23 protein-coding genes and 1 pseudogene are annotated in these 24,510 nt (G+C 36.6%); 5 read left to right on the forward strand and 19 right to left on the reverse strand.

Annotated elements, in window-relative coordinates; genetic code table 11:
- Positions 1-210 precede the first annotated feature (210 nt).
- Positions 211-627 carry an SRPBCC family protein gene (locus ACIQYS_RS07835; RefSeq protein WP_402977598.1) on the reverse strand — a complete coding sequence of 139 codons (417 nt, stop codon included), beginning with the start codon at positions 625-627 and terminating at the stop codon, positions 211-213.
- A gap of 138 nt (positions 628-765) precedes the next feature.
- A pseudogene (locus tag ACIQYS_RS07840) lies at positions 766-954 on the reverse strand (ArsR family transcriptional regulator); the annotation flags it as partial.
- A gap of 273 nt (positions 955-1,227) precedes the next feature.
- Between ACIQYS_RS07840 and ACIQYS_RS07845 the strand changes: the two are divergent.
- Positions 1,228-1,455 (forward strand): hypothetical protein, encoded by a 228-nt coding sequence (locus ACIQYS_RS07845; RefSeq protein WP_402977215.1) that lies wholly within the window; start codon positions 1,228-1,230, stop codon positions 1,453-1,455.
- Here ACIQYS_RS07845 and ACIQYS_RS07850 read toward each other — a convergent pair.
- The 5 genes from ACIQYS_RS07850 to ACIQYS_RS07870 form a co-directional block, all read right to left on the reverse strand.
- Positions 1,435-2,541 (reverse strand): copper resistance D family protein, encoded by a 1,107-nt coding sequence (locus tag ACIQYS_RS07850; RefSeq protein ID WP_402977218.1) that lies wholly within the window; start codon positions 2,539-2,541, stop codon positions 1,435-1,437. The two genes, ACIQYS_RS07845 and ACIQYS_RS07850, sit on opposite strands and share 21 nt — an antisense overlap.
- Positions 2,538-3,086 (reverse strand): copper resistance CopC family protein, encoded by a 549-nt coding sequence (locus tag ACIQYS_RS07855; protein ID WP_402977221.1) that lies wholly within the window; start codon positions 3,084-3,086, stop codon positions 2,538-2,540. Before ACIQYS_RS07855 ends, ACIQYS_RS07850 begins: the two co-directional genes overlap by 4 nt.
- 169 nt (positions 3,087-3,255) lie before the next feature.
- Positions 3,256-5,688 carry a DNA topoisomerase IV subunit A gene (parC, locus tag ACIQYS_RS07860; RefSeq protein WP_402977224.1) on the reverse strand — a complete coding sequence of 811 codons (2,433 nt, stop codon included), beginning with the start codon at positions 5,686-5,688 and terminating at the stop codon, positions 3,256-3,258.
- A complete protein-coding gene (parE, locus tag ACIQYS_RS07865; RefSeq protein ID WP_402977601.1) occupies positions 5,685-7,637 on the reverse strand; it encodes a DNA topoisomerase IV subunit B in 1,953 nt (650 codons plus the stop codon). The genes parC and parE overlap by 4 nt, the downstream gene beginning before the upstream one ends.
- A gap of 367 nt (positions 7,638-8,004) precedes the next feature.
- Positions 8,005-8,286, reverse strand: coding sequence for an ATP-binding protein (locus ACIQYS_RS07870; RefSeq protein WP_402977227.1), 282 nt, complete (start codon positions 8,284-8,286; stop codon positions 8,005-8,007).
- Positions 8,287-8,497: 211 nt separating this feature from the next.
- Here ACIQYS_RS07870 and plsY point away from each other — a divergent pair, with 211 nt between their 5' ends.
- Together plsY and ACIQYS_RS07880 are read left to right on the forward strand one after the other, a co-directional pair.
- The gene (plsY, locus tag ACIQYS_RS07875; RefSeq protein WP_402977230.1) at positions 8,498-9,103 is read left to right on the forward strand and encodes a glycerol-3-phosphate 1-O-acyltransferase PlsY; all 606 of its coding nucleotides are present in this window, start codon (positions 8,498-8,500) and stop codon (positions 9,101-9,103) included.
- A gap of 19 nt (positions 9,104-9,122) precedes the next feature.
- Complete coding sequence (locus ACIQYS_RS07880; protein WP_402977233.1) at positions 9,123-9,416, forward strand: HesB/YadR/YfhF family protein; 294 nt, start codon at positions 9,123-9,125, stop codon at positions 9,414-9,416.
- 17 nt (positions 9,417-9,433) lie between these two features.
- Here the strand turns inward: ACIQYS_RS07880 and ACIQYS_RS07885 are convergent, their stop codons facing one another.
- The 11 genes from ACIQYS_RS07885 to ACIQYS_RS07935 form a co-directional block, all read right to left on the reverse strand.
- Positions 9,434-9,730 carry a hypothetical protein gene (locus ACIQYS_RS07885; RefSeq protein ID WP_402977236.1) on the reverse strand — a complete coding sequence of 99 codons (297 nt, stop codon included), beginning with the start codon at positions 9,728-9,730 and terminating at the stop codon, positions 9,434-9,436.
- Entirely contained in the window at positions 9,730-10,155 is a 426-nt protein-coding gene (locus ACIQYS_RS07890) for an acyl-CoA thioesterase (protein WP_402977239.1), read from the reverse strand. The genes ACIQYS_RS07885 and ACIQYS_RS07890 overlap by 1 nt, the downstream gene beginning before the upstream one ends.
- A 57-nt stretch (positions 10,156-10,212) precedes the next feature.
- Positions 10,213-11,691, reverse strand: coding sequence for a class I adenylate-forming enzyme family protein (locus ACIQYS_RS07895; RefSeq protein WP_402977242.1), 1,479 nt, complete (start codon positions 11,689-11,691; stop codon positions 10,213-10,215).
- Positions 11,692-11,709: 18 nt separating this feature from the next.
- On the reverse strand, positions 11,710-12,450 hold the full coding sequence (gene fabG / locus ACIQYS_RS07900) for a 3-oxoacyl-ACP reductase FabG (RefSeq protein ID WP_402977245.1): 741 nt from the start codon (positions 12,448-12,450) through the stop codon (positions 11,710-11,712).
- Entirely contained in the window at positions 12,447-13,346 is a 900-nt protein-coding gene (gene phaZ, locus ACIQYS_RS07905) for an intracellular short-chain-length polyhydroxyalkanoate depolymerase (protein ID WP_402977248.1), read from the reverse strand. Before phaZ ends, fabG begins: the two co-directional genes overlap by 4 nt.
- Positions 13,347-13,365: 19 nt before the next feature.
- A complete protein-coding gene (locus ACIQYS_RS07910) occupies positions 13,366-14,373 on the reverse strand; it encodes a 3-oxoacyl-ACP synthase (protein ID WP_402977251.1) in 1,008 nt (335 codons plus the stop codon).
- Entirely contained in the window at positions 14,370-15,380 is a 1,011-nt protein-coding gene (locus ACIQYS_RS07915; RefSeq protein WP_402977254.1) for a branched-chain amino acid ABC transporter permease, read from the reverse strand. Before ACIQYS_RS07915 ends, ACIQYS_RS07910 begins: the two co-directional genes overlap by 4 nt.
- A gap of 9 nt (positions 15,381-15,389) precedes the next feature.
- Positions 15,390-16,250, reverse strand: a complete 861-nt coding sequence (locus tag ACIQYS_RS07920) for a branched-chain amino acid ABC transporter permease (RefSeq protein WP_402977257.1) — start codon at positions 16,248-16,250, stop codon at positions 15,390-15,392.
- 12 nt (positions 16,251-16,262) lie between these two features.
- Positions 16,263-16,970: an ABC transporter ATP-binding protein gene (locus tag ACIQYS_RS07925; RefSeq protein ID WP_402977262.1), complete on the reverse strand. Its 708-nt coding sequence runs from the start codon at positions 16,968-16,970 to the stop codon at positions 16,263-16,265.
- Complete coding sequence (locus tag ACIQYS_RS07930; RefSeq protein WP_402977266.1) at positions 16,954-17,721, reverse strand: ABC transporter ATP-binding protein; 768 nt, start codon at positions 17,719-17,721, stop codon at positions 16,954-16,956. Before ACIQYS_RS07930 ends, ACIQYS_RS07925 begins: the two co-directional genes overlap by 17 nt.
- A 100-nt stretch (positions 17,722-17,821) precedes the next feature.
- Positions 17,822-19,087, reverse strand: a complete 1,266-nt coding sequence (locus ACIQYS_RS07935; protein ID WP_402977269.1) for a substrate-binding domain-containing protein — start codon at positions 19,085-19,087, stop codon at positions 17,822-17,824.
- Between the two features lie 398 nt (positions 19,088-19,485).
- Between ACIQYS_RS07935 and ACIQYS_RS07940 the strand changes: the two genes are divergently transcribed.
- Positions 19,486-20,040, forward strand: coding sequence for a sigma-70 family RNA polymerase sigma factor (locus ACIQYS_RS07940; RefSeq protein WP_402977272.1), 555 nt, complete (start codon positions 19,486-19,488; stop codon positions 20,038-20,040).
- A gap of 30 nt (positions 20,041-20,070) precedes the next feature.
- Positions 20,071-21,078: a DUF4179 domain-containing protein gene (locus ACIQYS_RS07945; protein WP_402977275.1), complete on the forward strand. Its 1,008-nt coding sequence runs from the start codon at positions 20,071-20,073 to the stop codon at positions 21,076-21,078.
- A 110-nt stretch (positions 21,079-21,188) separates the two neighbouring features.
- Here the strand turns inward: ACIQYS_RS07945 and ACIQYS_RS07950 are convergent, their stop codons facing one another.
- Positions 21,189-24,398 (reverse strand): AfsR/SARP family transcriptional regulator, encoded by a 3,210-nt coding sequence (locus tag ACIQYS_RS07950; RefSeq protein WP_402977278.1) that lies wholly within the window; start codon positions 24,396-24,398, stop codon positions 21,189-21,191.
- Positions 24,399-24,510 lie beyond the last annotated feature (112 nt).

Consider the following 24,510-nt stretch of genomic DNA (forward strand, 5'->3'; position numbering starts at 1 on the left):
ATTTTTAGAATATATAAGCCCATACTAATAGGCGAGAAATAAGAATGGCGCCTTTCTTGCTTCAGAAAAAGTGCCATTACCATAATGAAAGAGCACAATCCTTGCTACGGAATTGCGCCCAATTGTTGAAGATTAGATTATATATTCAAGTACCACCCAAAAGGTTGGTCTCGGAAAAAGCAGGCATTATTGAAAATCAAAAAATCATTTTTACAGTTTTGCTAACAATTTTTCGAGTTTATCGCCCATACTCGTCCAACCATATTTAGCTCCCTCAATTGCTCCCTCGCGAGCTTTAGTTGCTTCACTAAATCCAGTTTGATCAAGATGTAGTTGGATAGTCCCATCTGCAGCTTTACTCAATGTCCATGTAACAGTAGTGGTTTCTCCAGCACTTGCCCAAGTGTAAGATAATTTATGAGGCTCGTCCACTTCAAGTACTTCACCATCTACAATACCATCCCACCATTCGGAAGGCTCTGCCCGAAACTGAAATTTATACCCAACGACTGGTTTAAAATCATTTTTCCATATCCATTTCGCAAGAGTATCCGAATCTATTAAAGCGTTCCACACCTGCTCGATTGAACTTGTAAATTGAAAATCTAATGATACATCTGCTTTCATTTTTTGTTCCTCCAATAAAAGATTTAGTTTAACCATTTTTTCTTTCCAGAATCCTTCGTAAAAAGATACCCAATTTTGAATTTCCCTTAAGGGAGCCGCATTTAATCGATATCTTGTTTCTCTACCAACCCTTCGAGCAATTACGAGTTCAGCATCTTTAAGGATAGCCAGATGCTTAGAAACTGCTGTACGACCTATTTGAAAATGAACCGTTATCTCATGTAAGGGTAATTCTTCAACATCTGCCAACATTCGAAGTAATTTTCGCCTTGTTGGATCGGCAACCGCGTCATAAACATCCCTCACTTGACTTTTTTCGTTTAACATTACCCCCTCCTTTTCATTAATATTTCATGTAATGTCACTGATTATACCTTTATAAAATCCAATTCGACACCTTTTGTTGTCTTATTAATTATAGGACACCAAAAGGTGCTATGTCAAGCGCAACTCTGTACACCTATCGTTACAGCATCAATTCCAAAAAAGCTAGTGATTTAAACATAATTATCAATACCGACAAATTATATGACTTGTATTTTAATTTTTATTAATATATTCTATTTGTTGAAACTACAAATTGGATGAGGAGTGATCGACATGGCGAAATCAGCTGCCAAACGAAAAAGAACACATCTACTACGCAATACAGGAAAGGACGTCACGAAACTGCGTAATGATGTCGACTTTAGTACCCATGTACGGACGACGAAAACTAAAAAGGAAATATTGCAACGAAATGATAACAAATATAAAAAGCATTTCCATCGAGATAATGACCTTGTTGGAAATGCTTTTTATATTTGTTTATACAACTTGCACGCTTAAAAGTAATGCTAAATAAGCGGAAATAACGACTAAAATACTCAGTAGAAATGAGAATAATGGCGGCATTTTTTTGAAAAAAGATATAATACTCACCACAAAAAAGCAAAATGCTACGATACCTAGCAATATACCATTCAATTCAGGCGAAAATTGCACGTTTAAGCTAGGTTGAATGTCTCCATCGTAGAATAACGCAAATAAAGGAGAAATCCCTTCAGAACTCAAAATATGCGCTAAATTGCTAGGAGGAGATTGCTGACTTAAGGCACCTGTAGCTGTAAAAATGAGTAAAATGATAAAAAATTCTACTTTTGTCCATGGTCTAGGGTCAAAGTTGGATTCTTTTTGCAGTTTTCGCTTCATTATTATCCCATTAATGAATGCATAGCCGATCAACGGAATAATGAGTAAATGTTTCAGTAGCAGGCTTTGTCCGTAAGAAAGCATCCAAGAATCTGGATATGCGCTCCATTCCATTGAAAAATTCATTAAAGATAGTCCTGTAATGATCACAATTGCAAAACAATATAAAGCCATTACATGAAACCACTTCAAAAAGTTAACCCAGTTCTCCGTATTACGAGAAAACCAACTAACGATCATTAATATCCCTACCCACACAACGACGGAAGCAAAGTGAGTGAAATGGGTAATAAAGCCTTTAACAGGAGAAATCGAGCTAGCGTGGCTTGACCAACCAAGTCCTGCAATTAAGACAAAGATGAGTAAAATGCCAATAATCGAATAAATAGAGGCTGTTTTCTTATCAAAAAAGAAAATATACAATCCTAAAATGATGGAGAAAATAGCTAGGAATAACCATGCCCTACCTACTCCGAATGTAAAAATAATAGAATATAGCGTTTGCCATAAACCATAATCCTCATATAAAAAAGTAACTAGATTCAATAGTGGCGTAAAAGAAAAAATAGCGATCCCTGCAACTGCAAGAAGCTTGATTTTTTGTGAGACCATTATTTTAGGTTTTAAATCAGATGGAAATAATGAAAAAATATAACTTCCCATCAACAAGGCGAAGCACGTATAAACAAGCGCTTCGCTAATTGTTGTTAGAACAAAAATCATTTATTTTTTCTCCGTGTCATAAACCATATTGCAGCAGCAAGTACAACAACAATTCCGATAATAATCCCCGTGTTGCTGTTTTTATCTTCTTTTACATCTGTTGTTGTCGTTTCTTCTACAACCGGTTCTTCTTCAGTTACTTCTGGCTCTTCAACTGTTTCAGTAGCTGTATTTTCTACTACTTCTTCCACAATTGGAGCATTTAATACGAAGTCCACTTGCCCTTCGATTGGATGTCCATCGATACCGACGATTTTCCAAACAATTTTATAGGCACCGTTATCAAGGTTTTCATCAACAGTTCCAGTCATCACATTATCGTTTACAGCTAAATTCGCAATAGCCATTGATTCGTTAGCAGCGTTTACTAGTTTAAATGAGCTTGTCTCCTCAATTTTTGTTGCATAAGTTAATGTGATATCGTTCAATGTTTCCATTACTGTACTACCTTGAGCAGGGTTTGAACTTTCTAATCCTGTGTGTGCAAAGGCTTGTGTACTAAATATCAATAAACAAGCAATTGTCATTAAAATAATTTTCTTCATGTTTTTCCTCCAAAACTTATATGTATTAGCTTTCCGCCTTTATATTTATAACATAAAGTTATGAAAAAAGAGTGAAGTTGTCCTTTTTTGTAAAATTCTATTTAGTTTATAAAAAAAGCATTTCTCAAAAGGTATGTTACCAAATGAGAAATGCTTTTTTTAATATTATTTACTCTTTCTGATCTATCGATTGCTTCCACACACGGATAAGTGCCCCGTCTTTTTCAGTATCTACTATAAACGAACCGTTCGAATAGCGATCGGTTGGTCGAAGTGTATTCATATGAATACTTTCCTGAACACCTTTTTCTGTTTCTAACACAAGTTTATCATCTTTATTTGTTAACAGTACGCTAAACACTCTATGTGGGTTTGCTTTTAGTTCTCGAAGGGTTACAACCCCGCGTTTTGCACGAACTCCTGCTTCGATTTCTTTTAATGCCATTTTCTTTACTGCACCGCGATGTGTGATTAATGTAATATCATCGCTGCTATTTAGCGGCACGACATTTACGCTTACTACATAGTCATCGTCTTTTAAACTTATTCCTTTTACTCCACCCGTTTTTACTCCTGTAATCGGAACTTCATCCAAAGAGAATCTTACAGAGTAACTTAAATGCGTTGTAAATAGCACATCATCGGAAGGGGCTACTAACTGTGCAAGAATCATTTCATCATTTGACTTCAAATTAATCGTTTTAATCGGACGGGCATAGCGCTGCACGACATAATCCGATAACAAGGATCGTTTTATCTGCCCATCTTTCGTTGCAGTTAGAACACATAGATCTTGATCAAACGAGTCAATTCCTATGACATTAATAAGTGTTTCATTTGCTTCTAGTGGCACAATACTGGATATATGCTGACCTAGGTCTTTCCAGCGAATGTCCGGCAACTCATGTACCGGTTGGTAAATATAATTCCCTTTGGACGTAAAAAGAAGTAAATGATGTTGCGTATTAATCGACTCCTGGTACAGTAAATAATCCGATTCTTTAATAGCAAAATCTTGTCCATTAGATGCAGTATGCGATCTAATACTCGTCCGTTTTATATATCCATCTTTGGTCACCGTGACGATTACTTCTTCGCTTGGAATTAGTACATCAAGCGTTACTTTGATTTCTTCAATTTCTTCTTCGATCGTCGATTTACGTGGTTCTGCAAATTGTTTGCGAACAACTAAAAGTTCTTTTTTAATTACTTTCATGAGTGCTGACTCTTTCGCAAGAATGTTCTCTAATTCTTTTACAAGTGCATTTAATGTTTCTTCTTCTATTTGCAACTCTGTAATATCGGTGTTTGTCAATCGATATAATTGTAAGGAGACAATAGCTTCTGCTTGGGCTTCTGAGAATTCAAAAGAAGCTATTAAGTTATTTTTAGCATCTCTTTTATCTTTCGAAGCACGAATTGTTCGAATGACATCATCCAATATCGATAAAGCCTTCATCAGGCCAGCTACAATATGCAGACGCTCTTTTGCTTTATGTAAATCATATGTTGTACGTCGTGTAACTACTTCTTTTTGATGATCGATGTATGAATCCAGTAATAACGGCAATGTCATCATCGTCGGTCTGCGATTATGAATTGCGATCATATTGAAATTATAAGTGACTTGTAAGTCTGTATTTTTAAATAGAAACTGTAAAATACCATATGCATCTACTTCTTTTTTCATCTCAATAACGATTCGTAAACCAGTTCGATCCGATTCATCTCGTACGTCAGCGATACCATCTAGGCGCTTATCGTGACGTTGTTCATCAATTTTTTTGATGAGATTCGCTTTATTGACTTCATATGGAATTTCGGTGATGACAATTTGTTCTTTTCCGCCTTTAATCGTTTCGATTTCGGTTCTAGATCGAACGACGATTTTCCCTTTTCCTGTTTCATACGCTTTTTTGATGCCATCTATACCTTGAATGATTCCACCAGTTGGGAAATCTGGGCCTTTTATAACAGTCATTAATTCATCTACTGTTGCCGTGGGGTTTTCCATCCGCATAAGTACGGCATCAAGTGCTTCATGTAGTGCATGCGGTGGCATATCTGTAGCATAACCAGCAGAAATCCCTGTAGAACCGTTTACAAGCAGATTTGGAAAACGTGCAGGTAATACAATTGGTTCCGAATCTGAATCGTCAAAGTTGGGGATAAATTCTACTGTGTTTTTATTAATATCACGTAATAACTCTTGTGAAATAGCCGAAAGTCGGGCTTCCGTATAACGCATTGCTGCTGGTGGATCTCCATCTACAGAACCGTTGTTTCCATGCATCTCTACAAGCATATGGCGGAGTTTCCAATCTTGACTCATACGTACCATTGCTTCATAAACCGAACTATCTCCATGTGGATGGTAGTTCCCTATCACATTTCCGACCGTTTTAGCTGATTTACGGAATGGTTTGTCATTCGTATTGCCTTCGTGGAACATCGCATACAATATACGACGCTGAACAGGTTTTAACCCGTCTCTTGCATCTGGAAGTGCACGGTCTTGAATGATGTATTTACTATAACGCCCAAACCGGTCGCCAATCACTTCTTCCAGTGGTAAATCTTGATAACGTTCGGGTTGTGTCATACTAATTCATCCTCCGTGTGTATTCTTTCATTTTCTAAAATATTGGAATCGTCTTCTAAGCTAAAGTTGACGTTTGCTTCAATCCATTTCCGACGAGGCTCTACTTTATCGCCCATTAAAGTCGTTACATGTCTTTCTGCTCTTGCACCATCTTCTATTGTTACGCGTATTAAAGTGCGCGTTTCCGGATTCATCGTTGTATCCCACAATTGGTCGGCATTCATCTCTCCAAGCCCTTTATAACGTTGAAGCATGAAGCCTTTACCAATCTGTTTCGTAGCAGCATCCAGTTCTTTTTCGGTCCAAGCATATTGGAAAACTTCTTTTTTTCCTATTCCTTTAAATACTTTATAGAGCGGTGGCAATGCAATATATATCTTGCCATGCTCGATTAGAGGTTTCATATAGCGATAGAAAAAAGTTAATAAAAGCACTTGAATATGTGCCCCGTCTGTATCAGCATCGGTCATAATAACAATTTTATCGTAAGCGATATCTGCTATTTGGAAATCAGAACCAACTCCACCACCAATTGCATGAATGATTGTAGCGATCTCCTCATTTTTCATGATATCAGCTAGTTTCGCTTTTTCGGTATTAATAACTTTTCCTCGTAAAGGTAGGATTGCTTGGAATGTTCGATCTCGTCCTTGCTTTGCCGAACCTCCAGCGGAATCCCCTTCGACTAGGTATAGTTCATTTTTAGCTGCGTTTCTTGACTGGGCAGGTGTTAACTTACCGGATAATAGGGTATCCGATCGTTTACGCTTTTTCCCATTTCGTGCATCTTCTCGAGCTTTTCTTGCAGCCTCCCGTGCTTGTTGCGCTCGAATAGCTTTCCTTATTAAAGATGCAGTGAGTTCCGCATTTTCTTCCAAAATATATTGAAGTTTTTCCGAGATAACTGCATCTACAGCGCTTCTTGCTTCACTTGTCCCAAGTTTTCCTTTTGTTTGTCCTTCAAACTGTAAAATGTTTTCAGGAATTCTAACGGAGACGATTGCAGAAATACCTTCTCGAATATCGGAGCCGTCTAAGTTTTTATCTTTTTCTTTTAATAAGCTTGTTTTCCGAGCGTATTCGTTAAATACTCTTGTCAAAGCCGCTTTTGCACCCGTTTCATGAGTTCCACCATCTCTTGTTCGTACATTATTAACAAAAGATAAAATCGTTTCTGAGTAACCATCGTTAAATTGAAATGCAAACTCTACTTCGATATCATCCTGTGCACCTTCCATATAGAAAACAGGATGAAGTACATCTTTTTCTTCATTCAAATAAGAAACGAATGCTTGAATGCCCGTTTCATAGTAAAAAATATCATGAGCGCCTGTACGTTCATCATGTAGCTCGATTTTAAGTCCTTTCAACAGAAACGCAGATTCTCTCAGTCTTTCGCATAATGTATCGTAATTATATTTCACAGTGGAGAAGATTGTATCGTCAGGTAAAAAGTGTACAGAGGTACCTGTTTCTTTTGTTGTTCCTATTTCTTTTAATGACTGTGCTATTTTTCCTCCGTTTTCAAAGCGCTGAATGAATTTTTTGCCGTCTCGATGAATTATTACTTCTACAAATGTTGAGAGTGCATTGACAACAGACGCACCTACGCCGTGAAGTCCACCACTCGTTTTATACCCACCTTGGCCAAATTTACCACCCGCATGTAGTACGGTGAAAATAACTTCTGCCGTTGGAATTCCCATTTTATGTGTACCTGTTGGCATTCCACGTCCAAAATCACGTACCGTAATGCTCTGATCTTCGTGAATAGTCACTTTAATATGATTACCGAATCCAGCCAAGCTTTCATCGACGGAGTTATCAACTATTTCGTAAACTAAATGATGTAATCCACGTGCATCAGTCGAACCTATATACATCCCAGGTCGTTTTCGAACGGCTTCCAACCCTTCTAATACCTGAATATCATCATCACTATAGCTCATTAATTCTTCATTTTTGCTCAAATACGTTCCCTCCAAAAAAACAAAACATCTGTTCTTTATTCTTTCTATAGCGTACAAACAGATTATCATCATGTCAATAGTGTTCTGGAGCAAAGGCCAGAACTTAATTGTATGTAAATATCCATTAGATTGCAAACTACCATTGTGTAGCATTCTCTATTTTAGTGCAATATTCCTTCTTTATGCGGGTATAGAAAAAGTGGAAAACTGGAGCCGCTTTAATAAAGCTGCTCCAGATGTCTCTTTATCGAATAATCCTGTATTTATTGACCGGTCTACCAACAGAACCATATTGGATATCAATAACTACCTTTTGCTGTTTTTCTAAGTAATCGAGATATCGACTTTAGTAAAAACTAACTTGAAAGCTTGTTCCTTCTCCAAAATTAGTCGAAACAATAATGTTACCATTCTCTTTTTGAACGATTCCCTGTATTAAGTATAACCCTATTCCGTGATTTTGTTGGTTTTTTGTTGAATAACCATTATCAAACATATAATTTAATTGTTCTTCACTTCTCCCGGTTCCATTATCCTCGACTAAAATAGATACTATATATTCGTCTTGATCTATACTGATGAAAACATGTTTTTCTTCTCTCTGTTCCCTGTAAAGCATCGAAAGCATTCAATTGCCTAGCAGGATCACAAAATTATTCATATCAACTTTTGCTGACAAATATAAAAGCTTACTATTTACATCCACTTCTACTTGAATGCCTTGCTTTTACTTGCACAATATAGGCCAGTGTTTGATTTTACATTGAACAAAAGGAACTGTGCATGGTAAACTGAAATAGTTCAATATAATATTAGTTTCATAACTAAAGGAGTATGCTATGACTATTATCATTTTACTTTTGCTAGCTTATATAATTGGGTCTATCCCTTCCGGCTTATGGGTCGGAAAGTTATTTTATAATACGGATATTCGCGAACATGGTAGCGGAAATTTAGGCGGAACGAATACGTTTCGAACGCTTGGAAAAAAAGCGGGATTAATTGTTACCATCATGGATATCCTGAAAGGAACCGCAGCAACGCTGTTAGGTTATTTGGCTATATTTGATGCTGTAAGCGTTCATCCGCTTATTCTTGGGATTATTGCAGTAATTGGGCATATGTTCCCCGTTTTTGCAAAATTCAAAGGCGGAAAAGCAGTTGCTACTTCCGGAGGTATTCTACTTGCTTATAACTGGCCACTTTTTGTTCTGCTAATAATAGGATTTTTCATCATTTTAAAGATAACGAAGATGGTTTCGTTAACTTCTATGATCTTAGCGATTATTGCACTTATTTATTCAATTATTTATTACTTCACAATGGAAAAGGATTGGCCATTAATTGCGATGCTTCTTTTAATAGCAGCTTTTATCTTTTATCGTCATCGCTCTAACATTGAACGTATTAAAAATGGAACAGAATCGAAAGTAAAGTGGATTTAAGGAAAGTAGGGTGATTCGTATGAAAATCTATATTTCGCCAGATGCATTGACTTGGTTTCAAGACGAAATGCAGGCAACGAACGGGGATACCATACGGTTTTATGCACGCTACGGTGGATCAAGTCCAATACAGCAAGGTTTTTCGCTTGGTGTGACAAAGGATACCCCGTTTGAGCCTGTTGTTACAGTAAAAATGGAGAATATTTTATTTTTCATTGAAGAACGAGATGAATGGTACTTCGATGGGCATGATTTGTATGTGGATGTAGATCACCAGTTAGATGAATTAGCTTATACGTATAAAAAAGCGTGATTATATTTCACGCTTTTTTATTTAAACTTATTCAGTTGATCGAGCAGCCCTTCTTCTTTCATGATTTCATATTCATGTTTTCCAAATAAATCGAAGTGAGGATAGGCTTCTTTGTGGTCTATCCATTCTTCTTTTAAAGCGTATTTATGCCCCCACTCGATTAGCTTTTCCAAGTTACTACAACCGACTTTCGTTACCGTTTTACATCCTGGGAAGCGATCATCTAACCAGTAATGGGTGAGAAAGGCAATCTGCCCATTTTCAACTGATGCTTTCCAAAGATATAACTCATCCCTAGTAATGCCAAATGCCATTAATCATTCACCTTTGCAATTTCCACATATTTCGCATCCCACGCAGGATGAATTTTTTTCAGTGCAACTGGTCTAAAACTGTCCTTATTTACGACAACATGCTCCGACGTAGCTGTTGAAGCAATCGTTCCATCCTCATGGACAATTTCATACCCATATGTAGTGCGAAGCTTTCCATGGCTTTCAATCCAAGTTCTCACCACTACTGTTTCCCCGTATGTAACAGATGATTTATAGTGTATATTTACATTCGTCACTGGCGATAAATAACCATCTTTCTCGAGTCCAGCATAGGAGAAGCCTAAATCTTTAATAAGCTGCGTACGGCCAATCTCCAGCCATATGACATAGTTTGCATGGTACACTACTCCCATTTGATCTGTTTCCGCATAGCGTACTTCGATTTCTTTCTCACTAATAAACATATACATGTCACCTCATAACTTATTATACAAAAAGGCAACACAAAAAGCTGTAAATCATTACTTTACAGCTAATTCTTGTAATCTTTTTTTATCGATTTTGCCAACATCCGTTCGAGGTAATTCATTTAAAATATAGATTTTTTTCGGCACTTTATAACTGCTAAGCATACGTTTGCAACAATGTAGTAATTCTGTTTCGAACGATTGATCTTCCTCATGACAAGTCACATATGCAGTTACACACTCTCCCCATTTTTCATCCTCGACTCCGATAACCGCCGCTTCTTTAACATTTGGATGTAAAATAAGGCACTGCTCCACTTCTTGCGGATACACATTTTCCCCACCTGAAATAATCATTTCTTTTTTTCTTCCAACGATATAATAATATCCATCTTCATCTACCTGTGCTAAATCCCCTGTTTTTAACCAACCATCTGCAAATGCGCGATTCGTTTCTTCTTCATTGTTCCAATACTTCGTAAACACATGCTTACCTGAAATATAAAGCTCTCCTACTTCGTTTGGACGACAAAGTTCTCCATTTTCATTTAGTATTTTCACTTCATTAAACAACATGGACTTTCCTACGGATCCTCTTTTTGTGCGCGCATCTAGTGGATCAATATAAAAGTTGTTCGGCCCAGCTTCCGTGAGTCCATATCCTTCTTTAAAGAGAATGCCCTTGTCTTCAAACCGTTGATAAATTGTATGAGGACAAGGTGCACCGCCAGATAAAAACACTTTTACGGTTGGAAAAGCCGCTGTTTGAATATAAGTCGTATCGAGCATGGCTTGATACATAGTCGGAACAAATAAAGACAACGTAGTTTTATAGTAATTTAACGCTTTAAGTGCTTCTTCCGCATCGAAACGACGACCGACAACCACTGTACCACCTGACATTAAAATCGGAATACATAGGGCATTTATCCCGCCTGTATGAAACATAGGCATATAATTCAGGGTACAATCCGAATCGCTCAAGCCCCAGCTTGTAATTGTATTGATTGCGTTCCAATTGACGGCATCAAAAGAAAGCTCTACCCCTTTTGGCTTTCCTGTCGTTCCCCCTGTATAGATGATCATCCAGCAATCGGAAGGGCTCCAATTACGGCGAGCAGGATAGTAAAAAGCAGCCTTTTCTAATACATCTGTCACTAAGAGACGCTCCAAATGTACAAATGAATCACAAATTGCCTGATGCGCTTCATCATGAATAATTAGCACCGGTTGACAATCCTCTAAAATATACGTTAGCTCTACTTCACTTAAACGAAAATTGAGCGGTACATAGAGTAGACCTGTTACGCCACATGCGAATATAATTGCAAATAGGTCCATTCGATTTTGAGAGATAACAACGATTCGATCGCCTTTTTGATAATTTTTTTCTTGGAAATAATGAACCCATTTGGATATATGTTCGGTTAATGTTTGATAACTCCATTGTTCATCTGTGCTACTATCAATGAGGGCAATTTTAGTTGGAGTAAGTAGCGCACGTTTATATATCCAAGCTTGCTCTGTATACACTTTGCACCGCTCCTTTCATTACATCATAATTCCTCCATCTACTTGCAATACAGTTCCATGTACATAACTCGATTCATCCGAAGCCAAATATAAATAAGCATTGGCAATATCTTCTGGTTCACCAAGTCGTTGTAAGGCAACTACAGATTTCATTTGTTCGATGATTTTTTCCGGCATTTTCGCTACCATCGCTGTAGTAGTGAAACCTGGAGAAACCGCATTAACATTAATACCTTTTCGTCCTAGCTCTTTTGCCCATGTTTTCGTCATACCTATAATTGCTGCTTTAGAAGCTGCATAATTGGTTTGACCAACATTCCCATAAACACCACTTACAGAAGACGTATTGATAATTTTCCCGTATTTTTGATCTACAAAATAGGGCACTACTGCTTGCGTACAATGAAAGACACCAGTGATATTCACATCTAAAACGCGTGAAAAGTCTTCCGCTGTCATTTTAGTCAGCATCGCATCTTTCGTGATTCCTGCATTATTGATTAATATATGAATCTCTCCGAAATGTTCAATCGTTTGTGCTACTAGGGAATCTACACTATCCCTATTTGCTACATCTACTTGAATAAACTTAACATTATAGCCTTGTTCTTTTAATGCTTTCTCTTGTTCGACTCCTGCGTTTGCATCATAGTCTGCCAACACCACTTTAGCCCCTTCTTCTGCAAACCGAAGAGCAGCTGCTAAACCAATTCCATTAGCTGCTCCAGTAATAATGGCGACCTTGTCTTGTAATCTCATTGTTCATTCTCCTTTGAAATGAAATTTTCGATTCGGCTTGTTAACTGCTCCAAATCGTCTATCAATGGAGAATGGCCACAATTTGTAAGTGGGATATAAGTGGCATTCTCCCCTAAGTCCGTAACAATTTCCTGTGTCATTTCCGCTGTTACCACGTAATCACGATCTCCTCTTAATATAAGCACAGGAATCGTAATATCCTTTGCTTGATTTGTACCGTTAGCTGCTTTGTTATGTACAGCACTTATATTAAATGTATTTAGGGCATGATAGACATCTGCTAAGTTTCGTTGCGTTAGCATATCTTCTACATACGCGTCATAATCCTCTTCTTTTGGTTGGTTATGCGTATAGATTACAGCATTCCAAACGGCTTTTAATCCTTCTCTATTTTTCATATCGTATAACCCTTGCATCGGTATTGTTTTTACTAGGTCAGACTCTACTTCTTCAATCGTTTGAAATCTTTTTGCTAAATTAGGGGAACCATCAACATTTGATGCGAAAAACGGATACCCTCTCGTTGATGCGGACGCAAGCAGTACAAGTTTCTCACAATACCCTGGATAATCGGCGACGAATTGCATACAAACCGCTCCACCAGTAGACCAACCTATTAAGTGAAAATGCTTCAATTCTAATGCATCGACAAATCCTTTTAAATCATTTGAAAAACCTTTTATCCCTTGAACACGCGTATTATACGTAGATTCACCAAAACCTCTCAAATCAATTGCATAAACTTTATACTTCGCATCTAATTTTTCGATTAGTACATCCCAATGCATAGAAGAAGTCATATTCCCATGAACTAACACTATAACTTCTTTCCCACCTGGACGTTCGCGATAAGCAATCTTTTCTCCGTTCTCCAACTGTACTTTAGGTAAACTCATTTTTATACACTCCTTTTTTTTATCTTCCCCATTTAACTGCTACTGCTCCCCATGCATACCCTATCCCAGCACTAACTAAAACAGCCAAATCCCCGTCTTTTAACTTCCCTTCTTTTTGTGCTAGTTCTAATGAAATAATTTGATCCATTTGTCCAATATGCCCGTAATCGCTTAAATAAGTAGTTTGCTCACTTGTTAAACCTAACTCATGTAATACAAAGTCATGTGCTGATTTTTTCATATGAAGGATAGCTAAATAATTTATGTCTTGCTCGGAAAAACCACTTTTCAATAATGCATGTCGGATAACTTTTATAAAGTTCTGCATCGATTTCTGCTCCAGCCTAGCTTTCATCCCTTCTGGGTCCATTACATCTAGGCGATATAATCCCTTTTGCAAATGTTCCGTCGTTAAGGGCTCTTTCGTTCCACCAACTGGTACGACCACATCTTCTGAGAAAGATCCATCGGTAATAATATCAGATTCTAAAATTAGGTTTACAGGATGATCTTTTTTCAAAATCATCGCTGCCCCTCCTGCTCCAAGATTAAACATAAAGCGAGTTCGTTCATTTGTATAATCAATAAAATCACTATTACGGTAACCACCTGCAAGTAATACGGTGTTGATCGTTGCATCTGATTGCATGAAGCTTTTCGCTAATTTGATCGCCATAATCGTTGTTCCGCAGCGAAGAGCAACATCGAATCCCCACGCATGATAAGCACCTAGTTCTTCTTGCATTTTAATAGCAGCTGTCCATAAAGGATACTCCTTATGTTCTTCCCCAATATAAATAACTAAATCAATTGTTTTTGGGTCAATATTTCCTTTTTGAAGCGCTTTTTCCGCTGCTCGAATCCCCATTGTTACCGTATGATCATCTGGACCTGGAATTGGTTTTTGCGTAATGCCCATTTTATTTTTCACAACATGAATTGGTAAATTGGAAAGCGCAGCTATTTCTTCAGCAGTCATTACACTGTCTGGTATGTAAACACCAGTACTGACAATCCCTATAGTCATTTTATTAGCTCCTTTCGCTTAGGAGCCGTGATGTCAACTTTCGGTTCGTTATTTTTACGTTTCCAAAAAGCATTGCGAATCGTTCCAACAATACCTCTTGGGAAAAAGATAACGGCCAATATATAAATAATTCCAAAGAAAATGATCCATCTTTCAAAAATAGGATATTCTTTTGCAAGTCCTGATAAATAATGCTGGGCAAGTTCAATAACGCCTGCACCAATAATCGGTCCGATTAATGTTCCTACTCCTCCGATAATCGTCATGAGTAGCGCATCAAGCGTAATATCCAGCGTGAAGACACTTGTGTTTACAAAACGTAAAGAAATGGCATATAAAGAGCCTGCTAAACTTGCAACAACACCTGCAATAACCGATGCAATCACTTTGTAATGCAATGTCTGAAAACCTAATGATTTCGTTCGTTGTTCATTTTCACGTACCGCGATTAATACTCTTCCTAATGGAGAAGACACAAACCTGCGTAATAAGAAATATACAAGCGCTAAACAGACAAGAACGAGTAGATAAAACATCACACGGTCTTTAAAAAAATCAGGTGCTCGAAACGTAAATCCATCATTCCCGTGAGTGAGCGTTCTCCACTTCTCCGCAAGTACTAAAAACAATCCAGAAACGGCAAGAGTTAACATAGCGAAAAAGTGACTCTTTAATCGGAGTGTCAATAGTCCAACTAAAAAGCTAATAACACCAGATATAACCATACCAACAACGATTGATAGTAAAAATACACTTAAAGTTTGATCAAAGCGATTGAGCATGATTGCAGTTGCGTATGCACCCATTCCAAAAAACATCGCATGACCAAAAGATACTATTCCAGTATATCCCAATAAAATATCATAACTCATCGCCAAAATAGAGAAGATGAATATTTGTGTCAATAATATAGTCCATGTTCGTGAATCGGAAACAAAAGGGAAGACGGCGAGGGCCGCCAATAAAACTAATAAGATACCATTATTAACTTGGAATTTAGACTTCATTACGTATCATCATCCTTTCGCAGTAAACAAACCTTGCGGACGGAATATTAATACAATGGCCATGAGCATCATATTAACCGCAAGTGATAGAGCAGGAACATAGTACGCCATGAAACTGCCCGCAAGTCCAACGAGTATTGCTGCAAGAAGAGAACCAGGAAAACTTCCCATTCCGCCGATCACGACAACGATAAATGCTAATATCGCAAATTCCATTCCCATTTCCGCATAAATCACACCTGAATAAGGAGCCATAAGAACTCCACCTAGTGCAGCTAGTGCTGCTCCTACCATAAATACATATAAAAATACTTGTTTAATATTAATCCCAAGTGCTTGCACCATTTCCTTGTTCATCACGCCAGCCCGTACGATTAAGCCAATTTTTGTACGTTTTAAGATGTATTGAAAAATACCAAAGACAACGAATCCTACAAGGATGATAAATAGGCGATATTTAATAATAATGACATCCCCGATTTCCCAACTCCCAGATAACAATGGAGGTGTTTTCGCTGCGATTTGATTTGGTCCAAATACTACTTTAAGCATTTCCGACAAAACAATCATGAACCCGAGCGTTATTAAAATTTGTTGAATATGATTGCCGTAAACTGGTGTAATAATAAGCTTTTCCGTAATAAATCCAAGCACAATTCCCGTTACAATTGCTCCGATAATGGCAACAGTAAAGCTATTCGTAAGCCCATAAAACCATACGCCTGAAAAAGCCCCCCACGCAAACAGACCGCCATGCGCAAAGTTTAATACATCCATTAATCCGAATATTAATGTAAGACCTGCTGCTAAAAGAAAAATGAGCATGCCTGTCGCTAATCCATTTATCAATAAATTGATGATTAATTCCATCGTTTACACCCCTTACCCAATTCCTAAATATTGGCGTTTCAACTCTTCATTTTGGATCAATTCGCTCATTTGACCAGATTGAACGGTTTCGCCATCATCGATTAATGTGTATGTATCACCGATTCTGCTAGCCATGATAAAGTTTTGTTCTACTAAAATAATAGTAGTTTGTTTTTTCATTTCGATAATTGCTTCCATTACTTTTTCGATCACAACAGGTGCAAGGCCTTTAGAAGGTTCATCTATTAATAACAATTTGCTATCGTTAATAAAAGCCCTTGCCATCGATAACATTTGCTTTTGACCTCCCGATAAATGTCCGCCTTCTTTTTTCCAGAACTTCTTTAAATCAGGGAAAAGCTGAAGTACGTATTCTTGTCTTGCAAGTGCAGCATCATCTTCTTTTCTCATCGCAACTTTTAAATTTTCCTCTACTGTAAGTGCCCCAAAGATGCCTTGGTCCTCCGGTACATAACCAATACCGTTAGAAGCAATATGATGTGTCGCATTTTTGGTGATTCCTTCATTCAAAAAAGTAACCGTTCCCGATGTTGCTGGAGTCAACCCCATAATCGTCTTTAACGTAGTCGTTTTTCCGGCCCCATTTCTACCTAACAAAACACTTACTTCTCCTTCTTTTGCTTCAAATGAAACACCTTGTAAAATGTGATACTGGCCAATATGCGTATGAATATTGTCTACTTTAAGCAAGATGCTCATCGTATAACCCTCCTAAATAAGCATTTTGAACTGTCTCATTTTCCATAATTTCTGTTGGCGTTCCATCCGCAAGTAATCTTCCATTAAAAAGCACCATAATGGAATCCGATAAATCCATAATCATATCCATTTTATGTTCAATTAGTAAAATTGTTTTATCTCCCGTTTGTTTAATTTGTTTAATCACGTCTAGAATGGCTGGTACTTCTTCTAATGACATTCCAGCAGTAGGTTCATCTAATAGTAAAACTTCTGTATCGAGTGCAAGTAACATCGCAATTTCTAGCTTTCGTTTCTCACCATGAGATAACTGATTTGCAATTGCATTTGCTTTGTTCGATAGTAGTACTACTTCTAGTAATTTTTCCGCTTGTATTTGGAGGTCTTTGTATGCAGTAAAATGGCGAAACATTTGATATCGGATCTTTTCTTTCGATTGGACTGCTAGTCGCACATTTTCTATTACCGTGAGATTAGGGAATACATTCGTAATTTGAAACGATCGTCCAAGTCCTTTTCTTGTGCGTTCCACAGACGAGTATTTCGCCATCGATTCCCCTCTAAAAAAGACATCTCCTTCCGTTGGCTTTAACTCGCCACTTATTAAGTTGAAAAAAGTTGTTTTTCCAGCCCCATTTGGTCCAATAATCGATTTAAAATGTTTTGCTGGCATCGTAAAATTGACATGATCTACCGCGGTTTGCCCACCAAATTTTATCGTTAAATTCTCGGTTCTCAGTATTGGTTCCAACTTCATTTACCCCTTTCCTCTATCGCTCTCCACATCATAGATCCATCTCTATTACATGGAGAGCGATAGAGCTAATTACTTAGCCTATCACTACTCAATTTTATTTATTGTTCAAAATTGGTGGTTCTGTTTCTTTCGGTGACAACTCTCTTATTAGAACTGGTACAGGATAGTCTACTCCTTCTTGTTTTTCTAGCTTAATAGAATAAAGAGGCTGTAGTGCTTGATGGTCATCTGGACGGAAAGTCATTGTGCCTTTTGGCGTTTCAAATGACAAACCTTCCATTATTTTGATTAGTTCATTTCCATCAGCATTACCTTCTGATTTTTTCAAAGCTTCCACGATGGCAATAGCAGCAGACATCCCACCTGGAGTGAATAAATCAGGCACTTCCCCGTTAAACCGTTTTTTATGTTCTTCGACTAACCAATCATTGATTGGATTATTAGGAAGGGTATGATAGTAAACAGAAAATCCTTCCATGCCAACTAATGGTTCCATCACAGATAAAGCAGCGATATCAGGAGCTCCTGTTGAAATTTTGATACCTTTTTCTTGTATTTTCAAATCAGCAATTTGGTTCCACGGTGAGTTCGCTCCTGCCCACACGACAAATAAGTAATCCGGTTTTTCTTGAATAATCTTTTGTAAATTGGATGTAAAATCAGCAGCAGCTGGATCTGCATATTCTTCCAGAACAATTTCAGCACCTAATTTTTCAGCAGCCGTTTTAAATGCTGCAATTCCATCCCATCCGAATGAGTAATCGGGTGCAAATGTTGCAATTTTCACTCCTGGTTTAGCAATAGCAGCTGCACCTGCAACTGCATCTTGTGAGGAGTTACGTGCAGTTCTAAAAATATATGGATTAAACTCTGAACCTGTAATACTATCAGCAACTGCAGGCTCTACGATCATAATCTTTTCATATTCTTCTGCAAGTGGAAGTACTGCCAATGTATCGCCTGAACTAGAAGATCCAACTAGAAAGTCTACTTTATCTTCTTCTAATAGTTTCGTAGCTTTTTGTACAGCAACTTCTGGTTTTGTTTCCGTATCTTCAAAAACAACTTCAATTTTCTTACCTGCTACTTCCATTGTTCCGTCCGTAGCATATTCAAGTCCTAATTCAAAGCCATTTCGCGTTTGTTTCCCATAAGACTCAAGTGCGCCAGTCAACGATGCAAGCACACCAATTTTGATGGTACCGCCTTCTTCTGTCACTTCACTTGAGACTGTAGTTGTTGTTCCTTCTTCTGGTTCTTTTTCTTTTGTTGTACTCGTTGTACTTGTATTATCACTACAGGCTACTGTGAAAATTAAGACGAATACGAACATCAATAATAGGCCCAATTTCTTTGTCATGTAAATCCCCCTTCAATCATTTTGTAAGCGTTCTCATGCTTCTCGTCAATCTTACTGAAAAGGAGTTACAAAAGAGTTACAAAAAAATCGTTTGTATTTAAGCAAACGATTTTTTTGAGACGAGCTTATGCAAGAGCAAATCATTGAGAGCTTGTTCCTAATATAGAAAATTTGATCTATAAATATTTTAAAAGATAGAGAATTCAAATATATGGATTATTGAAGGTAGAAAAAGATTTATAATAATACTAAATAAGAAGCTAGTTTTGCTTTCTAAACCATAAAAGTGAACAACTAAGATATTTTTATCTCATACATAATTTTTTTGTTTTTTGATAGAAATGGTCATTTTACATACGTATTAAGAAGTATAGGGCCCTTATTTTAGGAGGAAGTAAATGAAAATCACGGAAGAGAATGTAGTAGAACAATTGAAACTAAGAAATGAAAAGGCACTCTTTCATATAGTTGATCAATATGGAGGCACAATCAAAATGATTATACAGAAATACTTAGGTAATTTAGAAATCATTCAAGACGAATGCCTAGACGATGTACTCCTTTTAGTTTGGCGAAATATTGATTCGTATGACAAATCAAAAAATACGCTAAGAAATTGGATTGCTGCGATTACAAAATACAAGGCAATTGATTATCAAAGGCAATATAGAAAATTTCTAAATCAATCTGAACTGACAGAAGAGATGCTTGTATCTTCAAATGACGTAGAAGAACTAATTATTGAAAATACGCTAAGTAGCCAAACGGAAAAAATGCTCGTTTTTTTAAAAAAAGAGGATCAGTTATTATTTCTACAACACTATGTCGAACAAAAAAGCGTAGAAGAATTGGCAAATGAACGTGGCATAGATAAGTCTGTTATTTACAATCGACTATCCCGTGGACGTAGGAAGCTACGAAAGTTATTTCAAAATAAGCTTAACAATTATTAAAAAAGTTAGGGTGATAATATGAGGAACTTATTGAAAGAATTAAACAATGAAAAAATAGATTTTGAACATTTGGAAGAACCAACACTAACTAGCATAGAAAAGAAAGCAATAAAGAAGAGGATAAAAAAGAAGCTAAACACTCGGCGTTTTAAGCCAGGTAAAGCACTATCAATAGTTGCTTCATTTGCACTTGTTTTAGTTATCGCAATCAATTCTAATTTTGCATTAGCAGATATTCCAATTGTTGGTGAAAAATTAGAGGCATTTGTTTATGCAAATAATGGGTCTCTACATGATTATAAAACGGTTATAGGTGATTCTGTTAAAGATAATAATATGAAAGTGACGCTAAATGAAGTGATTTTAGATGAAGGTCAGCTCCTTATTAGTAGCACATTTCATACAAATTTAGATGAGGATGATTTAGCTTATAATTGGTTTACAGATATAGACGTATATATAGATGGCAAGAAAATAACTTTAGGTGGTGGTGGCGGACCACAGGAAATAACCAATTCAATGGTAAACTATTTTTGGAGTGCGGATATTGGAAAAGTTCTTTTACAAGAGGATCAACTTATTCGAATTGTCTTTAATGATTTAAAAAGAAGCGATTCAGAAAAAACGCTGAAAGGTGCTTGGGAGTTTGAGTTTGTGGCTTCTGGTGATAATCTAGCAGCAGACACAACAAAAATTCCTATTCATCAACATTTTGTTTTAGAAAGTGGACAAAATGTGGAAATAGAGGCACTTGTTTTAACGCCTGTTTCTACAAAGTTAACATATACTATGACAGATACCTCTAAACAAGTTTATTTTAAAATGGAGGATGAGCATGGCGAGGAAATACAACAATTGTCAGCAAAAATGGGAAGTTATGATAACTACAATCGTTTTGCTGCATTAGAAGGTGGTGTGATTAAAATCATACCATATAGTTATACTGGATCGAATTCTCACAAAAAAGAAGTTATGCAGTCTGATGAAATAATTGAAATAAACATTGATCAAAAGAAGGTGAAAAAAGCGGAGAAGTAAATGTTCTTTATAGAAACAAACCTAAAAACGTTCCATGAAATGAGTAGGGACTATACGGAAAGTGTTTTTCATTAACTTTCTGCACAGTCCCTTTGTTTGTTTTTCTTCGTTCAACTGTAACTTGTAATCATTTCATACATCTGAATTGTTGTATGCATCGGCTCTACTTTTAATTCTGTCTTTAACACGGAAATACATCTTTCGTACCATTTTACCGCTTGGGTTCTATTTTGAAGTTGGTAGTAAGCGAACATCAATAATCGATATGCCTCTTCCCAGGTAGAGTCTATTCTTACTAATTTATCCGCCCAATAGATGGCTTTCTCAAATTCTTTTAATCTTGTATAAGTTTGTGCGAGCCTTTCTAACACTAACAAATATTGTTGTTGGTTTTTTTCCCGATCATTCGATATCCAATCGACCCTAGACTTGTCCTCTAGTAAATCACCTTTGTACAGTTTTACTGCTTTTAGTAAGTAATCTGCGGATAACATAGGATTTTTTTCATCCATCCCTTGTCCCGCAAAATGTTGGAACGATACTAAATCACTCGTTACGTTTGCTTCTGGATTTAATCGATACATCGCTTGTTTTCGAACAATGAAAAATGATTCTTCCCTTGCTATACGATTCGGTTCAATTACTTTTAATAATGAATTTAAACCTACTTTAAAATCGCGATTTAATGATTTTTCGTCTCCTTCTCCCCATATCGCATGCATCAATTCTTCTTTTGGAACAAAACGATTTCGATGCAAATACAAATACGTAAGAAGTTCCTTAGATTTATCGCGTTGCCATTTCCGCTCACTAATTTCTTCATTTCCCATAAAAAGTGTAAAAGGTCCAAGTAGTTGGAGCGTAAGCTGATACCCCGGATAATTAATGTTTTTATTTATTTTCATAAGATTTGCTAATGTATTAAGAGCGATAGAACTCGGCATAAATACGATAGCTTTTTGTAACAATGGATAATGCATTTGTATATCCCCAGGCCCAAAAATGGTCTTTTTTAATAAGAAGAAAGTAAATTCGTATTGTACACATAGCGAAGCAAACTTTTCGGCGTGTAAAACAAATTTTTCATTGTCTTCTAATCTATCATGAATAAACATTAACCAATAATGAGAGATCATTTCACCGTACACGTCTCCACCATTTGTAAAAAGACGATTAGCATCATTAATAGTTTGTATAGCTTGCTCCATCTGTTCATTTTCAACATAAACAATAGTTAAACTAACTAATATATATGCAGATAGCCAGTAGTCATTCCCTTTATTTGTTTCTCTTAGGCCTCTTTCTCCGTAAGAAACGGCTTCTTGAAACATTCCTTGCCTACATTTTAAAATGGCAAGTCCCATGTAAGGCTCAGCTTTTCCTCTAGACACATTCAATTCTTCCATACGCTGAACTGCTTTTAAATAATAATTCTCTGGTGTGTCAAAGTCAAAAGGGTTATCTAATATTTCAGCATGTCCTCTACGTATCCAACCGACTGCCTCCACAAAGCTCGATGTTTCGCGAATACCTGTTTCAATTCCTTTAATAGCCGATCGTTTAGCCTCTTCTATGTTGCCAGTTAACGAGTATATAAAGGAAAGGAGAACTTCAGTTTCTCTATGTGAATCTGGTAAGTTGATCTCGTCGTTAATTCTATTTTTTAAGACGACCTCTGCTTCATTCAATAAGCCTGTTCGAAGAAGAATTCGTGCATCTAAATTCCCTTCCTTTAGAACAGAAGCATCCAACTCCTCTTGTAAGACCCAATTTTTTGCTTCGTTAGCCTTGCCTAAATTCACGAGATTCTCAGCTAATAATCGTTTTAATACAAGTCTTTCAGTAACAATCATTTCTGAGCTTTTTTCTGCCCATTTCAAGGCATCTTCTAAAAACGGTTTCGCAAGAGCAGGTTGAATCGTATCTAAATATATATGCGCAAGTCCTACATTTGCTCGACTAAGATAAAGGAAATTTCCATGATCACCTGCAAAAGATAAACAAGTTTCATAAGCCTTTCTAGCTTTCTCATAAAAGGCCCTATATCGATGGCATTCACCTTCATAGTAATAGAGTTCATAGAGTTCTTCTCTTCTTTTATCCGAGAGATGCTCTTTTAACAAATCTAAAAACCAATCAAATTGCCCATCTTTAATGATGAACGCTGCAAACTGCACGATTATTATCCCAAGAAAATAATCATCATTTGCTTTTACTGCATGATAGATCGATTGAATGATATTTTGTTGCTCGCTAAAATAAGAAGCAGCTCGTTTGTGGGTTTCATAAAACAAAGAACTATCCTTTTGTAACCACTTCGTTTCTAAAAATTGTTGAAACAATGCATGAAAGCGATACGATCCTGGATTACTTAAGGTTTGGATAAAAGCATGGCTACTTGACAATCTTTCTAAAGCTTTTGCTTCATCTTCTCCAAAAAACGCTCGTATTTCTTTTTCCGTGAATATCGGAAAAATGCTAAAATTCAACAACAATTGTTTATCTTCCTCACTCATTAATAAAAATACTTCTTCAGACAAATAAGAAAACAAATCTTTTAACGTAGGATCAACTAACTCGTTGATATGTCTTCCTGTCTCAGCGAGTTGCATTGCTATTAAGTGAATCGCAATAGCCCATCCCTCTGTCAGTTTCATAATTTCTGCTGCTTCTTCATCAGATATCATTTTTTCAAAATAATCTTCAAAAAATACTTGAATTTCTTCTTCAGTAAACATAAAGTCCTTCTCGACGATTTCGACTAACTGGCCTTTAAGTTTGAGTTTTAATAAGATGGACCACTTAGGGCGAGTCCTTGACGCTACGACTAGATGTATATGGGCTGGAAGAAACTCAACTATTTTTTCGATTATATAATTTATATGAAATACATGATCAATAAGGTGAAAGTCATCCAATATAATAGAAAAGGGTTCTTTAATTATTGCAAGCTCATTACTAAATAACGAATACCACTGCGTCAATTCCTCTTCTTTTGGATACATGGATAATAGTTCTCGTTCTAATAGACTTTCACCAAACAATGGAATAACTCTACGAATACTTTGAACTAGATACCGAAGAAAAGGGAGAATATTATCATCTTCTTCTGATATGGTGTACCAAGAATATAATTCTTTTGAATCTGCATAATATTGAGCTAATGCTGAGCTTTTACCAAATCCAGCTCCACTATGTAAAATAGATACTTTGCTATGAGTATTCGCTTTTAATTTCTTAATAAGAGATGATCTTCTCATATAAGAGGAAGACGCTATAGGTGGGGTCAGTTTCGACATTATAATGGTTGTTTGTTCCATCCTTTACCTCCGATCTAGTAGCATAATCATTTATATTAATCCTAACATATCAATTCTCCTAATTGAATGATAATTGGGATGTTTTAGAAAATATAAAAGTGTGATAATATAA

Origin of the sequence: Psychrobacillus sp. NPDC096426 (genome assembly GCF_044762745.1) — a bacterium.
Lineage (GTDB): Bacteria > Bacillota > Bacilli > Bacillales_A > Planococcaceae > Psychrobacillus.

What these genes read in the sequence shown, in the direction of transcription:
- ACIQYS_RS07850 (WP_402977218.1), bottom strand. Translation starts at nt 2,541, where the DNA reads ATGATTTTTGTTCTAACAACAATTAGCGAAGCGCTTGTTTATACGTGC.
- phaZ (WP_402977248.1), bottom strand. Translation starts at nt 13,346, where the DNA reads ATGAGTTTACCTAAAGTACAGTTGGAGAACGGAGAAAAGATTGCTTAT.
- ACIQYS_RS07920 (WP_402977257.1), bottom strand. Translation starts at nt 16,250, where the DNA reads ATGGAATTAATCATCAATTTATTGATAAATGGATTAGCGACAGGCATG.
- ACIQYS_RS07890 (WP_402977239.1), bottom strand. Translation starts at nt 10,155, where the DNA reads ATGTTTATTAGTGAGAAAGAAATCGAAGTACGCTATGCGGAAACAGAT.
- parE (WP_402977601.1), bottom strand. Translation starts at nt 7,637, where the DNA reads ATGAGCTATAGTGATGATGATATTCAGGTATTAGAAGGGTTGGAAGCC.
- ACIQYS_RS07925 (WP_402977262.1), bottom strand. Translation starts at nt 16,970, where the DNA reads ATGAGCATCTTGCTTAAAGTAGACAATATTCATACGCATATTGGCCAG.
- ACIQYS_RS07915 (WP_402977254.1), bottom strand. Translation starts at nt 15,380, where the DNA reads ATGAAGTCTAAATTCCAAGTTAATAATGGTATCTTATTAGTTTTATTG.
- ACIQYS_RS07835 (WP_402977598.1), bottom strand. Translation starts at nt 627, where the DNA reads ATGAAAGCAGATGTATCATTAGATTTTCAATTTACAAGTTCAATCGAG.
- ACIQYS_RS07855 (WP_402977221.1), bottom strand. Translation starts at nt 3,086, where the DNA reads ATGAAGAAAATTATTTTAATGACAATTGCTTGTTTATTGATATTTAGT.
- ACIQYS_RS07935 (WP_402977269.1), bottom strand. Translation starts at nt 19,087, where the DNA reads ATGACAAAGAAATTGGGCCTATTATTGATGTTCGTATTCGTCTTAATT.
- ACIQYS_RS07940 (WP_402977272.1), top strand. Translation starts at nt 19,486, where the DNA reads ATGAAAATCACGGAAGAGAATGTAGTAGAACAATTGAAACTAAGAAAT.
- ACIQYS_RS07885 (WP_402977236.1), bottom strand. Translation starts at nt 9,730, where the DNA reads ATGGCATTTGGCATTACTAGGGATGAGTTATATCTTTGGAAAGCATCA.
- ACIQYS_RS07910 (WP_402977251.1), bottom strand. Translation starts at nt 14,373, where the DNA reads ATGACTATAGGGATTGTCAGTACTGGTGTTTACATACCAGACAGTGTA.
- ACIQYS_RS07880 (WP_402977233.1), top strand. Translation starts at nt 9,123, where the DNA reads ATGAAAATCTATATTTCGCCAGATGCATTGACTTGGTTTCAAGACGAA.
- ACIQYS_RS07950 (WP_402977278.1), bottom strand. Translation starts at nt 24,398, where the DNA reads ATGGAACAAACAACCATTATAATGTCGAAACTGACCCCACCTATAGCG.
- ACIQYS_RS07845 (WP_402977215.1), top strand. Translation starts at nt 1,228, where the DNA reads ATGGCGAAATCAGCTGCCAAACGAAAAAGAACACATCTACTACGCAAT.
- parC (WP_402977224.1), bottom strand. Translation starts at nt 5,688, where the DNA reads ATGACACAACCCGAACGTTATCAAGATTTACCACTGGAAGAAGTGATT.
- ACIQYS_RS07870 (WP_402977227.1), bottom strand. Translation starts at nt 8,286, where the DNA reads ATGCTTTCGATGCTTTACAGGGAACAGAGAGAAGAAAAACATGTTTTC.
- fabG (WP_402977245.1), bottom strand. Translation starts at nt 12,450, where the DNA reads ATGAGATTACAAGACAAGGTCGCCATTATTACTGGAGCAGCTAATGGA.
- plsY (WP_402977230.1), top strand. Translation starts at nt 8,498, where the DNA reads ATGACTATTATCATTTTACTTTTGCTAGCTTATATAATTGGGTCTATC.